At 68.3% G+C, this 16,680-nt stretch carries 14 protein-coding genes and 2 tRNA genes; 4 read left to right on the plus strand and 12 right to left on the minus strand.

The genetic code is table 11. The features are described from left to right. Window positions 1-2: 2 nt before the first annotated feature. The 10 genes from ACZ6ZD_RS20640 to ACZ6ZD_RS20685 form a co-directional block, all read right to left on the minus strand. Window positions 3-1,259: a hypothetical protein gene (locus tag ACZ6ZD_RS20640; protein WP_465674410.1), complete on the minus strand. Its 1,257-nt coding sequence runs from the start codon at window positions 1,257-1,259 to the stop codon at window positions 3-5. Between the two features lie 2 nt (window positions 1,260-1,261). Then, a complete protein-coding gene (locus ACZ6ZD_RS20645) occupies window positions 1,262-2,800 on the minus strand; it encodes an alkaline phosphatase D family protein (RefSeq protein ID WP_465674412.1) in 1,539 nt (512 codons plus the stop codon). Between the two features lie 188 nt (window positions 2,801-2,988). Then, entirely contained in the window at window positions 2,989-4,389 is a 1,401-nt protein-coding gene (locus ACZ6ZD_RS20650) for a glycoside hydrolase family 6 protein (protein WP_465674414.1), read from the minus strand. An 83-nt stretch (window positions 4,390-4,472) separates the two neighbouring features. Then, a complete protein-coding gene (locus ACZ6ZD_RS20655) occupies window positions 4,473-6,005 on the minus strand; it encodes an alpha/beta hydrolase (protein ID WP_465674416.1) in 1,533 nt (510 codons plus the stop codon). An 84-nt stretch (window positions 6,006-6,089) separates the two neighbouring features. Then, on the minus strand, window positions 6,090-7,730 hold the full coding sequence (locus tag ACZ6ZD_RS20660; RefSeq protein ID WP_465674418.1) for an alpha/beta hydrolase: 1,641 nt from the start codon (window positions 7,728-7,730) through the stop codon (window positions 6,090-6,092). A gap of 105 nt (window positions 7,731-7,835) precedes the next feature. Then, window positions 7,836-9,131: an ATP-dependent Clp protease ATP-binding subunit ClpX gene (gene clpX / locus ACZ6ZD_RS20665; RefSeq protein WP_465674420.1), complete on the minus strand. Its 1,296-nt coding sequence runs from the start codon at window positions 9,129-9,131 to the stop codon at window positions 7,836-7,838. A gap of 173 nt (window positions 9,132-9,304) precedes the next feature. Beyond that, window positions 9,305-9,916 (minus strand): ATP-dependent Clp protease proteolytic subunit, encoded by a 612-nt coding sequence (locus ACZ6ZD_RS20670; RefSeq protein ID WP_171671208.1) that lies wholly within the window; start codon window positions 9,914-9,916, stop codon window positions 9,305-9,307. 25 nt (window positions 9,917-9,941) lie between these two features. After that, window positions 9,942-10,565, minus strand: a complete 624-nt coding sequence (locus ACZ6ZD_RS20675) for a ClpP family protease (RefSeq protein WP_132410344.1) — start codon at window positions 10,563-10,565, stop codon at window positions 9,942-9,944. A 150-nt stretch (window positions 10,566-10,715) separates the two neighbouring features. Then, window positions 10,716-12,101: a trigger factor gene (gene tig, locus ACZ6ZD_RS20680; RefSeq protein WP_465674422.1), complete on the minus strand. Its 1,386-nt coding sequence runs from the start codon at window positions 12,099-12,101 to the stop codon at window positions 10,716-10,718. Window positions 12,102-12,180: 79 nt separating this feature from the next. Further along, a tRNA-Pro gene (locus ACZ6ZD_RS20685) sits at window positions 12,181-12,253 on the minus strand. 122 nt (window positions 12,254-12,375) lie between these two features. Here ACZ6ZD_RS20685 and ACZ6ZD_RS20690 point away from each other — a divergent pair. Together ACZ6ZD_RS20690 and ACZ6ZD_RS20695 are read left to right on the plus strand one after the other, a co-directional pair. Beyond that, window positions 12,376-12,446: transfer RNA gene (locus ACZ6ZD_RS20690), tRNA-Gly, on the plus strand. A 220-nt stretch (window positions 12,447-12,666) separates the two neighbouring features. Then, the gene (locus tag ACZ6ZD_RS20695; protein ID WP_465674424.1) at window positions 12,667-13,728 is read left to right on the plus strand and encodes an ATP-binding protein; all 1,062 of its coding nucleotides are present in this window, start codon (window positions 12,667-12,669) and stop codon (window positions 13,726-13,728) included. Window positions 13,729-13,818: 90 nt separating this feature from the next. Here the strand turns inward: ACZ6ZD_RS20695 and ACZ6ZD_RS20700 are convergent, their stop codons facing one another. Further along, window positions 13,819-13,962, minus strand: coding sequence for a hypothetical protein (locus ACZ6ZD_RS20700; protein WP_465674426.1), 144 nt, complete (start codon window positions 13,960-13,962; stop codon window positions 13,819-13,821). Window positions 13,963-14,287: 325 nt separating this feature from the next. Here ACZ6ZD_RS20700 and ACZ6ZD_RS20705 point away from each other — a divergent pair, with 325 nt between their 5' ends. After that, on the plus strand, window positions 14,288-15,505 hold the full coding sequence (locus ACZ6ZD_RS20705; RefSeq protein WP_465674428.1) for a vWA domain-containing protein: 1,218 nt from the start codon (window positions 14,288-14,290) through the stop codon (window positions 15,503-15,505). A 9-nt stretch (window positions 15,506-15,514) separates the two neighbouring features. Then, window positions 15,515-16,060, plus strand: coding sequence for an AAA family ATPase (locus ACZ6ZD_RS20710; RefSeq protein ID WP_465674430.1), 546 nt, complete (start codon window positions 15,515-15,517; stop codon window positions 16,058-16,060). On the opposite strand, the gene ACZ6ZD_RS20715 is transcribed toward ACZ6ZD_RS20710, so the two are convergent. Beyond that, window positions 16,057-16,524: a DinB family protein gene (locus ACZ6ZD_RS20715; protein WP_465674432.1), complete on the minus strand. Its 468-nt coding sequence runs from the start codon at window positions 16,522-16,524 to the stop codon at window positions 16,057-16,059. The two genes, ACZ6ZD_RS20710 and ACZ6ZD_RS20715, sit on opposite strands and share 4 nt — an antisense overlap. Window positions 16,525-16,680 lie beyond the last annotated feature (156 nt).

Genomic DNA, 16,680 nt, shown 5'->3' on the forward strand with positions numbered 1-16,680 from the left:
AATCACCAGCTGTTGTTGGAGATCCCGGTCCCGAGTACTACCTGGTCGTAGGTGTTGCCGTCGTTGTCGTCGGTGTAGGCGACGGCAACACCGGCGTACGGCGACACGGCGATAGCCATCTGCTCCTGGCGACCGACCGTCGCCGAGCTGAGCTGCTGGGCGGACAGGCGGCCGGTGTCAGTACCGCTCGGAGTGAAACCGCGGACCCAGACGTCGAGGTCGGCGGCCTGGGTGGTCCAGCCGACGACGGTCTGCAGCGCGTTGTCGATGCCGATCGACGGCGCCTTACCCCCGGCGGCTACCTGGACGTCGGCGAAGCGGCCGGTGCCATTGGCGTCGAAGGTGCGGGTCCAGGCGCCGGCGGTGCCGGTGTGGTCGGACTCCCAGGCCACAGCGAAGTCGCCGTTGAAGTTGGCGGCCACTGAGGCATGCGTCTGCTGACCGTCCCCATTGGAATTGGCGATGCGCCGCGAGAGGTTCACCGCGCCGTTCGTACGCGCCAGCCGGACCAGACCGGCGTTGTACGCCGCGTTGGCATCACCGTCCTCATCCCAGACCACGACTGCGTCACCGGACGCCGATACCGCGACATCCGGGTTGTGGTGCTGACCTGTGGTCTGTGAAGCGGTCACCTCCCACGCACGCGTGGTCGGCCCGGTGAATCCAGCCGCCTTGACGGTGGCCGGCGTACCGGTCTGGATGTCTTCCCAGACGGCGGTGAAAGCGACAGCTGCGCCGGAGGGCGAGCCGTCGGGGTCGACAGCGACGCGTGGGTTGATCTGCTGACCGTCGGAGCTGGTGTTCGCGTACCCCGACGCGGTAACCGTGCCGGCGGTGTTCACGACGCGGTACGGGATGTTGTAGTACCCGTTACCGTCCGGATCGTCCTGCCAGACCACGACGGCGTTTCCGTTGTCGTCGAGCCCGACGTCCGGGTGCAGATGCCGCCAGTTGGTCACACCAGAGCTGCCGCCGGCGGAGAGCTTCTTCTCGTAGACGGCAGTCCCGTTCCGGAACAGCCGCAGCCAGATGTCGCTGTGCACCGGGTCGGTCGCGTTGTCCGTGTCCCGGTCGTCCTCCCAGACCACGGCGACGTAGCCGGACCGGTTGGTCGCGACCGACGGCGCATCCTGGTCCCCGGTCGCTGTGCTGTTCGCAGTCACCCAGGTCGGCGTCGCAACGTGTGCGGACGCCGTCGGCGCCAGCAGCCCCAGAGCCGTCACAGCGGCGCCGGCTACAGCCAGAGTCCTCTTCAGCATGATCACACCGCCTGCAATCCGGGCTGACCGGCTTGGATGACGAACGACTTCGCAGTCGTCGCCGGAGCGCCGTGCTCCGACACCTTCGCGACCGCGCGGAAGTCCGCCCGCAGTTGCGTCGGACTGATCGTCGTCCGGACGTAACCGCGCCTGTTGTTGAAGAACTTCAGCCACGGGTTGTTCCCGACGTCCGGGATGGTCGTCGCGCCGTCGCCGTCCCCACTGGACGAAACCGACGTACAGACCAGCTCGGAGCCGATGGTCGCCGAGTTGGTGTTGTTGTAGTCCAGCTTGAGGTCGCTGGCCCAGGCGCGGTGCACATCCCCTGTGAGGACGACGGGGTTGCGCGTACCGCGGTCGACCCAGCCCTGCTGGATGCGGGCCCGCGAAGCGCGGTAGCCGTCCCAGGCGTCCATACTCGCGCCGCTGGCGTTGAAGCGCCGGGCGAAGAACACCTGCTGCCCGATGAGGTCCCACGTCGCGGCCTTCTGGTTCAGACCGTTCAACAGCCAGGTCTCCTGGGCGTTGCCCGGCAGACTACGCGATGCGAGGTCGGCGTCCGAGCAGACCTTCCAGCCGTCACCACAGGCCTGGTCGTTGCGGTACTGCCGAGTGTCGAGCATGTGGAAGGTGGCCAGACTCCCCCACTGCAGCCGTCGGTAGAGCGGGATGCTGGCACCGCTGTTCGCCTGAGCCGGCCGGAGCGGCATGTTCTCGTAGTAGGCCTGGTACGCCGCCGCCTGTCGTGCAGTCCACTGCGCAGCAGTCAGCGCCGGCGTGCTGTCGGCCCGGACGTTGCCGGCGCGGTTGTTCTCCACCTCATGGTCGTCCGGTACGACGATCCACGGGGCTGCAGCGTGCGCGGCCTGCAGGTCCAGGTCGCTCTTGTACTGCGCGTACCGGCGCCGGTAGTCCGCCAGCGAGACGATCTCACTCGCCCCAGCGTGCAACCGCGGCCGACCGGCCGTAGCGCCGTACTCGTAGATGTAGTCACCCAGATGCAGGATCAGCCCCGGGTTGTCCTCAGCCATCCGTCGGTAGGCCGTGTAGTAGCCCTCCTCGTAATGCGCGCACGAAGCGAACGACATCACCAGCTCGCGACCTGCTGTGCCCGCAGCGGGCGCAGTACGCGTCCGGCCGACCGGGGACAGATGCCCCTGCGCACGGAATCGGTAGTAGTAGTCGAAGTCCGGGCTCAGACCGCCCGCAATCACGTGGACCGAGTGCGCCTGGGCAGACTTGGCAGTGACCGAGCCGGAAGCGACCAGCGTGCCGAACGTCTCCGACGTCGACACCTGCCAGTCGACGACGACATCACCGGCTGGCATCCCACCCAAACCGTCGGAATTCAACGGCGAGGGCGCAAGCCGCGTCCACAGGACGACGCTGCCGGCGTCCGGATCACCCGACGCAACGCCGAGCTGGAACGGGTACGGCGTGGCCGCGGTCGCGGCCATCACCGCCGAGCGAACAGGAAGTGCGCCGGCCCCGGCCGCGGCGAGACCGCCGAGGACAAGGGTTCTGCGACTGATTGGGCTCATGACGTCTCACCTTCACGGGTACTCAGGGCGGCGGTCTCCCGGACGGATGACTGGACGCTGACATCCGGAAGACCTTGAGCGTTCGTGGTGCGCTGACCATCTTCACCGAAACGGTGAAACTTTCCTACTGTGAAAACAATCAAGCCGTGAACGCATGTTGTGCAGTAGGACAACGGCGTCCGCGAGTGCTAGTTGTTGATCAACTTGATGGCCAGGTCGGGGTCGAAGTGGCCGGCCTCGACGGTTGAGTCGCCGCAGACGCCGTCGGAATCGCCGGGGACCTTGACCCAGAGCAGCATTTCGGCGCCGCCGCCGTGCTGGGCCGTGACGCCGAGTTTGCGGCCGGGCGGGTTGCACCAGCCGGCACCGGCGCCCTTGCCGTTGCGGCTGGTGTCGACGATGAACGGCTTCGAGAGGCGGCTGGAGAGATCGTTGGCGAAGGCAACGGTTTCGGCGGTGCCGTAGTAGTTCGAGACGTTGGTCGCGAGGCCGTGGGCGTTCGCGATACCGATGCTGGTGAGTCGGGCGGCCAGTTCGGCGACGCCGATCTCGGCGGCCCAGCCCTTGTTGGTGGCATCGGCGTACGTCCAGGTGTTCGGCGCGAAGTCCTTGAGGGTCTGCAGCGCGAAGGCGAGCATCCGGACCCGGGCCTCCTTGTCCTTGGTCTCCTTGATGCACTGGAAGTCGCCGATCGAGTCCGGCTCGAGGACGACGAGCGCCGGCCGGGTGCCGATCGCGGCGGCGAACGTCTGGATCCACTCCTTGTACGCCGCCTCGCCGGCCGCGCCGCCGCTGGAGTGACCGCCGCACGCATCCCGGCCCGGGAGGTTGTAGGCGACCAGGACCGGCAGCTTGTCGGCGGCGTCCGCGGCGCCGGCGTACAGGTTGATGTCGTGGGCGAGGTTGGCGTTCCAGCCGCCGAACCAGCGGGCCATCGGCTTACTGGCCAGGGCGTTGTTGATCGTGGTCGCCGTGGGCCCGGGGTTGTTGGTCACCCAGGTCTTGGGATTGGAGTGCGGGTCGACGTAGAAGCCGCTCGTCAGCGCGACCGGACTGCCGGCCGGGGTGCCGTGCAGGTCGAGCAGCGAGACGTTGTCGAGCCAGAGCGTGAAGGCGCCGCCGGCGAGGCCGCCGAGCTGGATGGTGAACTCCGCCTGGGTCGTGTCGAGCGAGCTGGTGAAGCCGAAAACGAACCGCTGCTTCGTCGTACCGACCGTGAAGGCCTTGTTGAGCGGGGCTGTGAAGGGCGCCGTGTTGAGCTGCACGGTGGTCTGCAGCGTCCGGGGCGCGGAGACGCGGGCGTCGAACGACAGGATGTACCGATGGTTCTGGCGGATCGGGAAGGCCGGAGCCTTCTGGCCGATCATCGCGTCCCACTTCTGCGCGGTGCCGCCGGGGACGACGGCCTTCAGTTGCCCGGCGTCGACGCTGATCGGGGTGTTACCGGTCCCCCACCAGTTCGCCGTGCTGGTGGGGAAGGCGCCGTTGGTGATCAGCTCGGTGGCGGCACTGGCGGTGGTAGCGCTGCCAGGAACGACAACACCGAGGGCAAGGGCAGCCGCGACCAGGCCGCGGGAAATCCAGCGCATAGACAGTCCTTCGGGGCGGAAGAGGTGGACCGGGAGCGCTCCCAGTCTCGCTGGTCACGCTCCCGGTTGTCGCTAGTTTTCGGTCAGCGAATCAACCCCGCCACCGACTTCCCGGCCGGCAACGGGTCGAACGGCTTGCGATCCTGCTGACAGGTCGAGCCGTCGGCGGGCGCCCGCAGCGTCGTCAGGTACGTCGTGAGCAGCCGGTCCGCGCACTTGCTGCCGCCGAGGCTGGTCGCGTGACCCCAGCCCTCGATCGTGACCATCCGCGCATCCGGCCAGAGGTTCGCGAACGGCCGGGTCGCCTCGTACGGCGTCCCCGGATCATGTCTCGTCCCGAACACCAGCACCGGCGGGCGGACCTTGTTCGGCCAGGGCGCGAGGTGGGCGTCGGCGTCCCGCAGTCCGAGGAACTCGCAGTGGATGCCGATCCACGCGCGGAACCGGCCGAAGTGCGGAGCACGCTCGTCCGCGGCATCGGCGTACGCCGGGTAGGACAGCGGCCGGCCGGTGTTGCGGGTCTCGATACAGGGCTGCAACGCGTTGCCGATCGAGGGATAGTCCTCCCGCCGCGCCGGTGCGGCCTTGCTCTGGGCCTTCGCGGACGACGCCAGCTCGGTCAGCTTCTGCGCCAGCGCCGGGTAGGTCGTCGACGAGTAGAACGACCCGAACATGTACCCAACCGTCGTCGGGTAGTCGAAGCTGCCGACCGGCTTGGTCTTCAGCCGTTCGAGCAGGCTCTCGACGACGGTCCGGGGGTCGCCGAGCGCGTTCAGCGCGCAGGCCGGACCAGCCTTCTTGCACTCCAGCAGGAACTGCTGATAGCTGTCCGACGCAGCCTCGCCCTGCCGGAACCGAGCACCGACCGGCAGCTGCTCGCCGTTCGATCCGGTGTAGCGCTCAGGCACCAGCGTGCCGTCCATCACGAGCGCACGGACGTTGTTGGGGAACAGCTTGGCGTACGTCGCCGCCAGGAACGTGCCGTACGAATAGCCGACGTAGCTCAGCTTCGCGTCACCGACCGCTCGCCGGAGCAGGTCCAGATCCCGGGCGACGTTCGCGGTCGACATGTGCCGGAGCCGATCCGGCGACGTCCTGCGGCAGCTGGCCGCCAGCTTCGCGGCGTCCGCGATGTAGCCGCGCTCCTCCGCCGCAGTCACCGGGAAGTCCTTCAGCTTCGCCAGCACGACCGCCTCTTCGGCTGCGGTCGGGTAGCAGGTCGCCGGGTCCGACAGCCCGACGCCGCGCGGGTCGAACCCAACAACGTCGAACCGCGCCCGCAGCTGCGGCGAATAGGCAGACAAGGCGATCTGCTGGACGAACGGGACTCCGGGCGCACCCGGGCCTCCTGGATTGACGAAGAGTGAGCCGATCCGCTGAGCCGGGTCAGTGGCCGGCAGACGGGTCAACGCGATCGTGGTGGTCGGGCCGTTCGGACGGTCGTAGTCGGTCGGCACCTCCACCGACGCACACTGGAACGGCGCCAGCTCCGGCGCCGCTCCGCAACTCCCCCAGTTGATCCGCGGTACGTCGTACGGCGCCTTGGCGGCCGCAGTGACCGGTGTGACCAGCGCGAGCGCGGTCGCGACGACGGTCAGACTTCGAACGATTCTCATGTCCACCGACCGTAGGCATCCAGCCCCCTGCGGCGCTTCGGCCACAAGAGGGAAGCCGGTGACCGGCCTCCCTCTCGCGAGGGGTCAGCCGGCCAGGCCGGCCACCTGCTTCTTCCCCTTCGGCAGCGGGTCGAACGGCTTCCGGTCCTGCTGACAGGTCGAGTTGTCGGCAGGCGCCGCCAGCGTGGTCAGGTACTTGGTGAGCAGCTGATCGGCACACTTGCTGCCGCCGAGGCTGGTGGAGTGCCCCCAGCCCTCGATGGTGATCATCCGCGCGTCCGGCCAGAGGTCGGCGAACGGCCGCGTCGCCTCGTACGGCGTCGCCGGGTCGTGCCGGGTGCCGAACACGAGCACCGGCGGCTTGACCTTGTTCTCCCACGGCCCGAGGAACGCGTCGTCGTCCTTCAGCCCGAGGAACTCGCACTGCAGACCGACCCAGGAGCGGAACCGGCCGAAGTGCGGAGCCCGCTTGTCCGCCGCGTCGACGTACGCCGGGTAGGACAGCGGGCGACCGGTCTGCTTGGCCTCCACGCAGAACTGCAGGAAGGTACCGATCGAGGCGTACTCCTCCTTGCGCCGGTTCCATTCCTTCAGCGACTCCGGCAGCTTCGGCGTCGCCTTGGCCCGGGCGGCCGGCGTCGCCAGCGTCGACAGCGCGGCGAGGGTCTCACCGAGCTCCGGGTAGGCGTAGGACGAGTAGAAGCTCTGGAACATGTACGCGACCAGGTCCGCATATCCGATCGTCTCTTTCGTACCGTCCGGCAACTCGACAACGACCGGCTTGACCTTCAGCTGGGCCAGCAGCTTCTCGGACACCGTCCGCGGGTCGCCGAGCGCGTTCAGCGCACAGGCCGGACCGGCCTTCTTGCACTCCAGCAGGAACTGCTGGTAGCTGTCCGACGCGCCCTCGCCCTGGCGAAGCCGCGCCCCGACCGGCTGCCGTTCGCCGTTCGTGCCGGTGTACCACTCCGGGCTCAGCGTGCCGTCCATGACGAGCGCCCGGACGTTGTTCGGGAACAGCTTGCCGTAGGTGGCGCCGAGGTACGTCCCGTACGAGTAGCCGATGTAGTTCAGCTTCGCGTCGCCGACGGCCTGCCGGAGCAGGTCCATGTCCCGGGCGACGTTCGCGGTCGAGAAGTGCCGCAGGCGATCCGGTGACGTGATGCGGCAGTTGATCGCCTGCTTGGCGGCCGCGGTGATGTAGCGGCGCTCTTCCTTGGCCGTCACCGGGAACGCCTTGATCCCCTCGAAGGCAGCCTGCTCCTCGGCCTCGGTCGGGTAGCAGGTGGCCGGGTCGGACTTGCCGACACCGCGCGGGTCGAAGCCGAGGATGTCGAACCGCGCGCGCAGCTCGGCCGAGTAGCCGAACTGGGCGATCTGCTGGATGAACGGCACCCCTTCCCCGCCGGGACCGCCGGGGTTGGTGAACAGCGTGCCGATCTTCTTGGCCGGGTCGCTGGCGGGCAACCGGGTCAGGGCGATCGTGGTGGTCGGGCCGTTCGGGTGGTCGTAGTCGGTCGGGACCTCGACCGAGGCGCACTGGAACGGCTTCAGCTCCGGCGCCGGCCCGCAGCTCCCCCAGTTGATCTTCGGGACGGCTGCCTTCGGGACGGCGACCTGTGCCGTGGCGACCGGTGGCGTCGCGGTCGCGGTCGTCAGCGGCGCGAGCAGCACCAGAGCGGTGGTGACGACGGTCAATCTTCGAAAGACTCTTGATTGCCTCATGTCACCGACCGTAGGTAGTGAGGCACTCCGGCCGCGTCCACCACGAGAAGGAGGCCGGGTACCCGCCGTACGGCGGACCCGGCCTCCCTTTCGTCGACTGAGGGACTAAGCGGTCTTGTCGCGCCGCTCGCGCTTACGCTCGATCTGGTCACGCGGGATGAGCGTCGGGTTCACGTTCTCCAGGACGACCTCGGCGTTCACGACGACCTTGGCGACGTCCTCACGGCTGGGCACCTCGTACATCACGTTGAGGAGCACCTCCTCCATGATGGCCCGCAGCCCGCGGGCGCCGGTGCCGCGCAACAGCGCCTGGTCGGCGATCGCCTCGACCGCGTCATCGGTGAACTCGAGCTCGACGTTGTCGATCTCGAACAGCCGGCGGTACTGCTTGACCAGCGCGTTCTTCGGCTCGGAGAGGATCTTGATCAGCGCCTCGCGGTCCAGCGGCGAGACGGTGGTGATCACCGGGAGCCGGCCGATGAACTCGGGGATCAGACCGAACTTGAGCAGGTCCTCCGGCATGACGTCGGCGTACCCGCCGACCTCCTTCGGCTTCTCCGGCTCACGGGAGGCGTTGAACCCGAGTGTCTTCTTGCCGACCCGCTGCTCGACCATGTGGTCCAGACCGGCGAACGCGCCGCCGACGATGAACAGCACGTTGGTGGTGTCGATCTGGATGAACTCCTGGTGCGGGTGCTTACGGCCGCCCTGCGGCGGGACGGACGCCGTCGTCCCCTCGAGGATCTTCAGCAGCGCCTGCTGGACGCCCTCGCCGGAGACATCGCGGGTGATCGACGGGTTCTCGCTCTTGCGGGCGATCTTGTCGACCTCGTCGATGTAGATGATCCCGGTCTCGGCCTTCTTGACGTCGTAGTCGGCCGCCTGGATCAGCTTCAGCAGGATGTTCTCGACGTCCTCGCCGACGTACCCGGCCTCGGTCAGCGCCGTCGCGTCCGCGATCGCGAACGGGACGTTCAGCATCCGGGCCAGGGTCTGCGCGAGGTAGGTCTTGCCGCAGCCCGTCGGGCCGATCAGCAGGATGTTCGACTTGGCCAGCTCGACGGCCTCGTCCTTCGCGTGCCGGCCGGCGCTCGAGGAGCCCTGACCGTCGCGGACCCGCTTGTAGTGGTTGTACACCGCCACCGCGAGCGCCTTCTTCGCCACGTCCTGTCCGACGACGTAGGCATTGAGGAAGTCGTAGATCTCCCGCGGCTTCGGCAGCTCGGTGAGACCGACCTCGGAGCCCTCGTTCAGCTCCTCCTCGATGATCTCGTTACAGAGATCGATGCACTCGTCGCAGATGTAGACGCCGGGACCGGCGATGAGCTTCTTGACCTGCTTCTGGCTCTTTCCGCAGAACGAGCATTTGAGCAGGTCACCGCCGTCACCTATGCGTGCCACCGGGACAGTTCCCTTCTCTGAGCAGACGAACTTTTTCGACGGTACCCCGTCCGGGGCCGAAACGCCGCGCTCTGCGCCGGGTTGTGTCTACGCCGGTGGCGAACGCGGCAGCCCCTTGACAGCGGGGCACGGCTGGTGGGCCCCGATCGGGGCCCACGCGCCGTCGTACTGGGTCAGACGCCGGCCGGGACCGGGGTCTTGAGGGTCTGCAGGACGTCGTCGATCAGGCCGTACTCGATCGCCTGCTGAGCGGTGAGGAACTTGTCCCGCTCGATGTCGCGGGACACCTCCTCGCGGGACTTGCCGCTCGCGTCGGACAGCATCGTCTCGAGCAGCGCGCGCAGGCGGAGGATCTCGTTCGCCTGGATCTCGATGTCGCTGGACTGCCCGTAGGTGCCCTCGGTGGCCGGCTGGTGGATGATGATCCGGCTGTTCGGCAGGGCGAGCCGCTTACCCGGCGTCCCGGCGGCGAGCAGCACCGCGGCGGCCGAGGCCGCCTGGCCCAGGCAGACCGTCTGGACGTCCGGCTTGATGTAGCGGACGGTGTCGTAGATCGCGGTCAGCGCCGTGAAGGAGCCGCCCGGCGAGTTGATGTAGATGCTGATGTCGCGGTCGGCGTCCATCGACTGCAGGCAGAGCAGCTGCGCCATCACGGCGTTCGCGATCTCGTCCGTGATCGGAGTGCCGAGGAAGATGATCCGGTCCTCGAACAGCTTCGTGTACGGGTCGATCCGGCGCATGCCGTACGACGTGCGCTCCTCCCACTGCGGGATGAAGTAGTTCATGTGTCGCGTCCTTTGAAGTGGAAGGTCAGGAGTTCGGGCTGCCGGAGCTGAGCTGAGCGGCGCTGTTGACCACGTGGTCGATGAAGCCGTACTCCTTGGCCTTGTCGGCCGTGAACCAGCGGTCGCGGTCGGCGTCGTTCTCGACCTGCTCGAGCGGCTGGCCGGTGTGCTCGGAGATCAGCTTGAACAGCAGCGCCTTCAGGTGCAGCGACTGCTCGGCCTGAATCTTGATGTCGGACGCCGTGCCGCCCATACCGCCGGACGGCTGGTGCATCATGATCCGCGCGTGCGGCAGCGCGTAGCGCTTGTTCTTGGCGCCGGCGCAGAGCAGGAACTGGCCCATCGAGGCGGCCAGGCCCATCCCGACCGTGGCGACGTCGTTGGAGATCCACTGCATGGTGTCGTAGATCGCCATGCCGGAGTCCACCGAGCCGCCCGGCGAGTTGATGTACAGCCAGATGTCCTTGTTGGGGTCCTCGGCGTTGAGGAGCAACATCTGCGCGCAGATCGCGTTCGCGTTGTCGTCGCGAACCTCGGACCCCAGGAAGATGATCCGGTTCTGCAGCAGGCGCTGGTAGATGTGGTCGTCGTGGCCGCCGGATCCATTGCCGCCCGCGGCGGTGGGGCTGGCTGCAAATGTCTCGTTCACGAAGCCGACATTACTGGGCGGCGGCGACAGACCTAAGGCTGGGCTGCGGGTGTTCGCTCACGGCGCACCTTTGCGCGCCCCGACCGGCCGCTGAACGCACGGCAGCCCGGACCCACAGTGGGTCCGGGCTGCTCGGCGTACAGGCGTTGCTCAGGCCTTCGCGGGCTCCTCGACGGGCGCCTCGGCGGCCTCCTCGGCCTGCGGCTCGGCGTAGGTGCCGTCCGGCTGCAGGGTCTTCAGCTCGACCAGGTTGCCGGAGGCGTCGGACACCTTCGCGTTCTCCACCAGGTAGGCCAGGGCCTTCCCGCGGACGACCTCGGAGACCAGGCTCGGGACCAGGTTGTTCTCGACGGCGTGCTGGGCGAACTGGTCCGGGCTGACGCCGGAGCGCTGCGCGTGCCGGACGATGTGCTCGGTCAGCTCCTGGTCGTTGACCTGCAGCTCCTGCTGCTCGGCGACCAGGTCCAGCACGAACTGGGCCTTGATGGCGTCCTCGGAGCGCTTCTTCAGGTCCTCGTCGAACTCGTCCTGGGTCTGCTCCTCGGACTCCAGGAACTGCTCGAACGACATCCCGGAGTACCCGAGCTGCTGCTCCAGGTTCTCCTTGCGGGCGGCCAGCTCGTCGGTCAGCAGGCCCTCGGGCACCGGGACGTCGACCAGCGTGAGGATCTTCTCCAGGACGGCGTCGCGGGCCTCGCCGGCCTGCTCGAGGCGCTTGCCGCGCTCCAGGCGGGCCTGGATGTCGGCCTTCAGCTCGTCGGCGGTGTCGAACTCCGACGCGGTCTGGGCGAAGTCGTCGTCGAAGGCCGGGAGCTCCTGCTCCTTGACCGCGGTGACGGTGACCGCGACGTCGACGTCGTCACCCTTGAGCTCGCCGCCGACCAGCTGCGTGACGAAGGTCTTGCTCTCGCCGGCGCTCAGGCCGAGGACGGCGTCGTCCAGCCCGTCGAGCAGCTGCCCGCTGCCGACCTGGTAGGACAGGCCGGTCGCCTGCGCCTCCTCGACCAGCTCGCCGTCCTTGCTGGCCGACAGGTCGATCGTGATGAAGTCCTTGTCGCCGACGGCGCGCTCGACCGGGTTCAGCGAGCCGAACCGGGCCCGCAGCCCCTCGATCTGCTCCTCGACCTCGGTGTCGGCGATCGCGATGTCCTCGACCTCGGCCTCCAGGCCGTCCAGGTCCGGCAGGGTGATCTCGGGACGGACCTCGACCTCGGCGGAGAACTGCAGGCTCTCCTTGTCGTTGAACTCGGTCACGTCGACCTCGGGACGCCCGATCGCCTTGACCTGGTTGTCCTGGACCGCCTGCGAGTACAGCTTCGGCAGCGCGTCGTTGATCGCTTCCTCGAGCACCGGCGCCCGGCCGACCCGCTGGTCGATCACCTGCGGCGGGATCTTGCCCTTCCGGAAGCCCGGCACCTGAATCTGCTGGGCGATGCTCTTGTACGCCGCGTCGAGGCTCGGCTTGAGCTCCTCGAACGGCACCTCGACGATGAGCTTGACCTTGGTCGGGCTCAAGGACTCGACGGTGCTCTTCACGGTGGCGGTTCTCCTTGATCTGAATGACATTGCCGGCGCGGCGGACAGCCCGCACCGCAGCGGTGCTGCAGGGGGTTTGTCGGGGCGACAGGACTCGAACCTGCGGTCTCCTGCTCCCAAAGCAGGCGCGCTAGCCACTACGCTACGCCCCGCAGTGACCGCCCGAGTCTAGTCCACCCACAGCACTGCTCGCGCCACCCCCCACCCCGAACCAGTTTGAGCCGCGCCCCGGGTGTGTGGAATCATGTCCATGCGCCCGTTCCACCAGGCGCACGCGGGTGTAGCTCAATGGTAGAGCCCCAGTCTTCCAAACTGACTACGCGAGTTCGATTCTCGTCACCCGCTCGGCCGAGGGCGAGTCGTGCCTGCGAACAGCGCAGGCGGGGCTCGCCCTCTTCTTTGTGCGCCGTCGCTCCGCTCGGCGCGAGCGGGGGCTCCGCCACCCGCACCCCCTGGCGTGGGGCGGGTAGGCGCCCCGGGGTGGGGCTGGTCGGGGGTGTAAATGGTGTGACAGCGGGGGTGGGGCGGGGGATCGTTGGCTCGGGAGAGTCGACGAGAGGGATGGATGCAGGCGGGGATTTCGGTCTCGGCGGGTGAGTTGCCGGGGGTTCTGTTGCAGGTGGCCGTGGTGCGGCCGGTGTTCTTGTGGGGTGCGCCGGGGATCGGGAAGAGCAGCCTGGTGCGGGCGTTCGCGGAGTCGCTGGGGCTCGAGTGCGTGACGTTGCTGGGGACGCAGCTGGCGCCGGAGGATCTGATCGGGGTGCCGCAGATCGTTGCCGGGCGGAGCCGGTTCGCGCCGCCGGTGGCGATCGCGCGGGACGAGCCGTACTGCTTGTTCCTGGACGAGCTGAACGCGTCGTCGGCCGAGGTGCAGAAGGCGTTCTACTCGCTGATCCTGGACCGGCGGATCGGTGAGTACGAGCTACCGGCCGGCTCGGTGGTGATCGGCGCGGGGAACCGGGCCACCGACAACGCGCTGGCGCGGCCGATGGCGAGCGCACTGGTGAACCGGCTCGTCCACGTGCACCTGCGGGCATCGGCGAGCGACTGGCTGCAGTGGGCCGGCCCGGCGGGGATCCACCCCTGGGTGCTGGAGTACCTGCGCAACCGGCCGGACCACCTGTGGACGGCGCCGCCGAAAATCGAGGAGCCGTTCTCGACGCCGCGCAGCTGGCACATGCTGTCCGACGCCCTGCACTCGTACGGCGCCGACATCACCGACGACATGCTCCGGGTGCTTGCCTTCGGCACCCTGTCACCGGCACACGCGTCCACGTTCCGCGCCTTCGTGAAGACGGTCCGCAACGCGTTCGGGCTGGACGCCGTCCTGAAGGGCGAGGCCGGCTGGCCGAGCGCGCCCGAGGACCGCGACCTGCTGTACTTCCTGGCCGAGACGTTCCGGGCCCGGCTCGTGAAGGAGCTGGCCGCGGACAAGAACTCGGCGAGCCCGGCCGCGCGTCAACTCGCCCACCGCGGCAAGGCGCTGCTCGTCGAGCTGGCCGCGATCTCGCTCGAGGTGGCCCAGCTGGTGATCGCGTCGGACGACGACGGCCGCCCGGTGCTGCCGACGTGGTTCCTGGTCGAGGTCAGCCGGGATCTGCCGCGGCTGGTCGCTGCGCGTGCCTGACCGGCGCAAGTCCCGGAAGGATCCGGCGTGGGAGGCCATCGTCGCCGGGTGGGCTGTCGTCCGCCTGCATCCGCTGTTCGCACCGATGGTCTATTGGCTGCCGGCGCCGGTGCGCGACAACTCGATCCCCCGCGACGGCTGGGCCACGATCAACTCGAACGGGTCGATCCGCGCGCATCCGAGCCGCCGGGCGACGCCGTCCGAGTGGAGCTGGGTCTTCGCGCATCTGCTCATTCACCTCGGCCTGGGCCATGCAGCGCGCGATCAGTCGGCTGCTGACCACGCTGCGGCGGCCGCGTACGACACGGCGGTCAATCACTTCCTGCAGTCGCTCAAACTGGGCACACCGGTCGTGGAGCTACCGCCGACGTTTCCTGGGGTTGAGGAGGACACGCTCGCCCGGCGGTGGCGAGCGAGCGCCGTACCGGTTGAGTACGACGGTCTCGGCGTTGCCGGTGCGCAGTCCGACGTACTGATCGCGCGGTGGGACGGCTGGGGCAAGCCGCCGGACTGGAGTGCACTGTTCGCAGCTGGGCTGTCCGATGCAGCCGCTGCGGCTGTGGACGTCGCTGGTGGCGCGCGGTCGTCGCTGTCGGATTCGAGGCACCGTCGGGGTGCATGGGATCTCGCGCTGGGCTGGTTCGTCTCGTCGTACCCACTGCTGGGCGCTCTCGCATCGACGATGAAGATCGTGGCCGAGGCGGAGCTGGCCCGCGGCTGGGACATCAGCGTGGCCGCGGTGAACGCGGCCGCAGGCGAGATCTACGTCAACCCGCTGACAGTGCTCACGCAGCACGAGTGGCGGTTCGTGATGGCGCACGAGATGCTGCACGCCGCGCTGCGGCATGGCGAGCGAGTCGGTGGGCGTGATCCGTACCTGTGGAACGTCGCGGCCGATCTGGTGATCAATGGTTGGTTGCTGGAGATGAACGTCGGCAGCATGCCGGACGGCGCTCTGTACGACGCCTCCCTCAAAGGCATGTCGGCCGAGGAGGTGTACGACCGCATCACCACAGACCTCCGCCGGTACCGGAAACTCGCGACACTGCGCGGCGCTGGGCTGGGCGACGTGCTGGGGCACCCGCTGCCGCACTCTGGCGAGTCTGCCCGCGCTGCCGGGCTGGACGACATCTACCGGCGCGCGCTGAGCACTGGGCTCGCCTACCACGACGCATCCCGCGGCACACTCCCTGCAGGCCTGGTCGAGGAGATCCGCGCGCTGGACCACCCACCTCTCACCTGGGACGCGCAGCTCGCTCGCTGGTTCGAAGAGCACGTTCCAGCCGTGGAGCGCCGCCGCACGTACGCCCGCGCCTCCCGCCGCCAGGCCAGTACGCCGGACATCCCCCGCCCCGGCTGGATCCGGCCGGTCGAGCTGGCGCAGCTCCCGACGTACGGCGTCGTTCTCGACACCTCCGGCTCGATGAACCGGGAGCTGCTCGGCAAGGCGCTCGGTGCGATCGCGTCGTACTCCCGGGCGCGCGACGTCCCCGCTGCGCGCGTCATCTACTGCGACGCCCACGCGTACGACGCCGGCTACGTCCCGGTCGACGACATCGCCGGCCGCGTCCAGGTCCGCGGCCGGGGCGGCACCGTCCTGCAGCCGGGCGTCGACCTGCTCGAACGCGCCGACGACTTCCCCGCCACTGGGCCCATCCTCCTCATCACCGACGGCCAGTGCGACGTCGTCCGCGTCCGCCGCGAACACGCCTGGCTCCTCCCCCGCTCCGCCCCCCTGCCCTTCACCCCACGCGGCCCGGTCTTCCGCGTCGAGTAGGTTCCTCCGATGGCGCAGATCGGGGCTGTAGACAGTCGGTTGGTAGTCGTCCGCGGGAACTCCGGCTCCGGAAAGAGCAGCACAGCCCGGGCAGTACGCGAGCGCCTCGGCTACGGCGTCGCCTGGGTGGAGCAGGACTACCTGAGGCGAACACTCCTACGCGAGCACGACCGCCCGAACCAGCCCAACATCGGCCTGATCGACCTCACCGTCCGCTACGCCCTCGACCACGGCTACCACGTAGTCCTGGACGGCATCCTCTACGAGCCGACGTACGGCGCCATGGTCCGCCAACTCCTCGAAGACCACCGCGGCGTCACCGGCGTCTACTACTTCCAGCTCCCCTTCGAAGAAACCATCAAACGCCACTCAACCCGCGCCCTGGCCAACGTGGTCACCACAGAACAGATGCGCGGCTGGTACCAACCACAAGACCTACTAGGCGTCCCCAACGAACAAATCATCGGCATCAACAGCACCCTCGACGAAACGGTGAGCCGGATCGTCACCGACCTGGACTGGACTCAGGGCGGCGCAATCAACGCCCCCGTCTAGCGCCCCGCGTCGATGAGCCGGCGGATAACGGTCGCATGGCCGGCGTGCTGAGAGGTCTCACTGAGCATCCGCACGAGCAGCTCACCCAGAGTGGTCTCGTGCTGCTCCCAATGCGCAACCCACCCCGGGCTGCCGAGCTCCAGCAGTTCAACAGTCGCATCGGCATGCGCCCAAGCCTGCCGATACACCCCGACGATGTACTCGCTCGTCTCATCCGGCGTGGCCCACATGTCGATCTCGTCGTACGGATCGTCCCGAAACCAGGACGGACGCTCCACCGGCGGCCGCCCGAACGACTCGCCAAGGTACCCGTACTCCAAGCCAGCAAGGTGTTTCACCAGCCCCAACAGATTCGTCCCACTCGGCACCATCGGCCGCCGCCGGTCGTACTCCGACAACCCCTCCAAAGCCCCCAACACCTGACGCCGCCGCACCCCCAACGCCCCCAACAACTCGCCCTTCACCGCACCTCCCACGCGCCACGTCCCGCATCCGACGCACCTGTCACGTAGATCAAAGGTATCTGCGCAGTCTGTACTGGAGACTGGGGTGATGGAGCTTCGGGATCACTGGTGGTGGCGGCCCGGGTGGGGTGTTGGGACGCGGTACTACGCGTGGCA

This window comes from Kribbella sp. NPDC104218 (assembly GCF_055584105.1).

What these genes read in the sequence shown, in the direction of transcription:
- ACZ6ZD_RS20640 (WP_465674410.1), bottom strand. Translation starts at nt 1,259, where the DNA reads ATGCTGAAGAGGACTCTGGCTGTAGCCGGCGCCGCTGTGACGGCTCTG.
- ACZ6ZD_RS20645 (WP_465674412.1), bottom strand. Translation starts at nt 2,800, where the DNA reads ATGAGCCCAATCAGTCGCAGAACCCTTGTCCTCGGCGGTCTCGCCGCG.
- ACZ6ZD_RS20650 (WP_465674414.1), bottom strand. Translation starts at nt 4,389, where the DNA reads ATGCGCTGGATTTCCCGCGGCCTGGTCGCGGCTGCCCTTGCCCTCGGT.
- ACZ6ZD_RS20655 (WP_465674416.1), bottom strand. Translation starts at nt 6,005, where the DNA reads ATGAGAATCGTTCGAAGTCTGACCGTCGTCGCGACCGCGCTCGCGCTG.
- ACZ6ZD_RS20660 (WP_465674418.1), bottom strand. Translation starts at nt 7,730, where the DNA reads ATGAGGCAATCAAGAGTCTTTCGAAGATTGACCGTCGTCACCACCGCT.
- ACZ6ZD_RS20670 (WP_171671208.1), bottom strand. Translation starts at nt 9,916, where the DNA reads ATGAACTACTTCATCCCGCAGTGGGAGGAGCGCACGTCGTACGGCATG.
- ACZ6ZD_RS20695 (WP_465674424.1), top strand. Translation starts at nt 12,667, where the DNA reads ATGCAGGCGGGGATTTCGGTCTCGGCGGGTGAGTTGCCGGGGGTTCTG.
- ACZ6ZD_RS20700 (WP_465674426.1), bottom strand. Translation starts at nt 13,962, where the DNA reads ATGAGCAGATGCGCGAAGACCCAGCTCCACTCGGACGGCGTCGCCCGG.
- ACZ6ZD_RS20710 (WP_465674430.1), top strand. Translation starts at nt 15,515, where the DNA reads ATGGCGCAGATCGGGGCTGTAGACAGTCGGTTGGTAGTCGTCCGCGGG.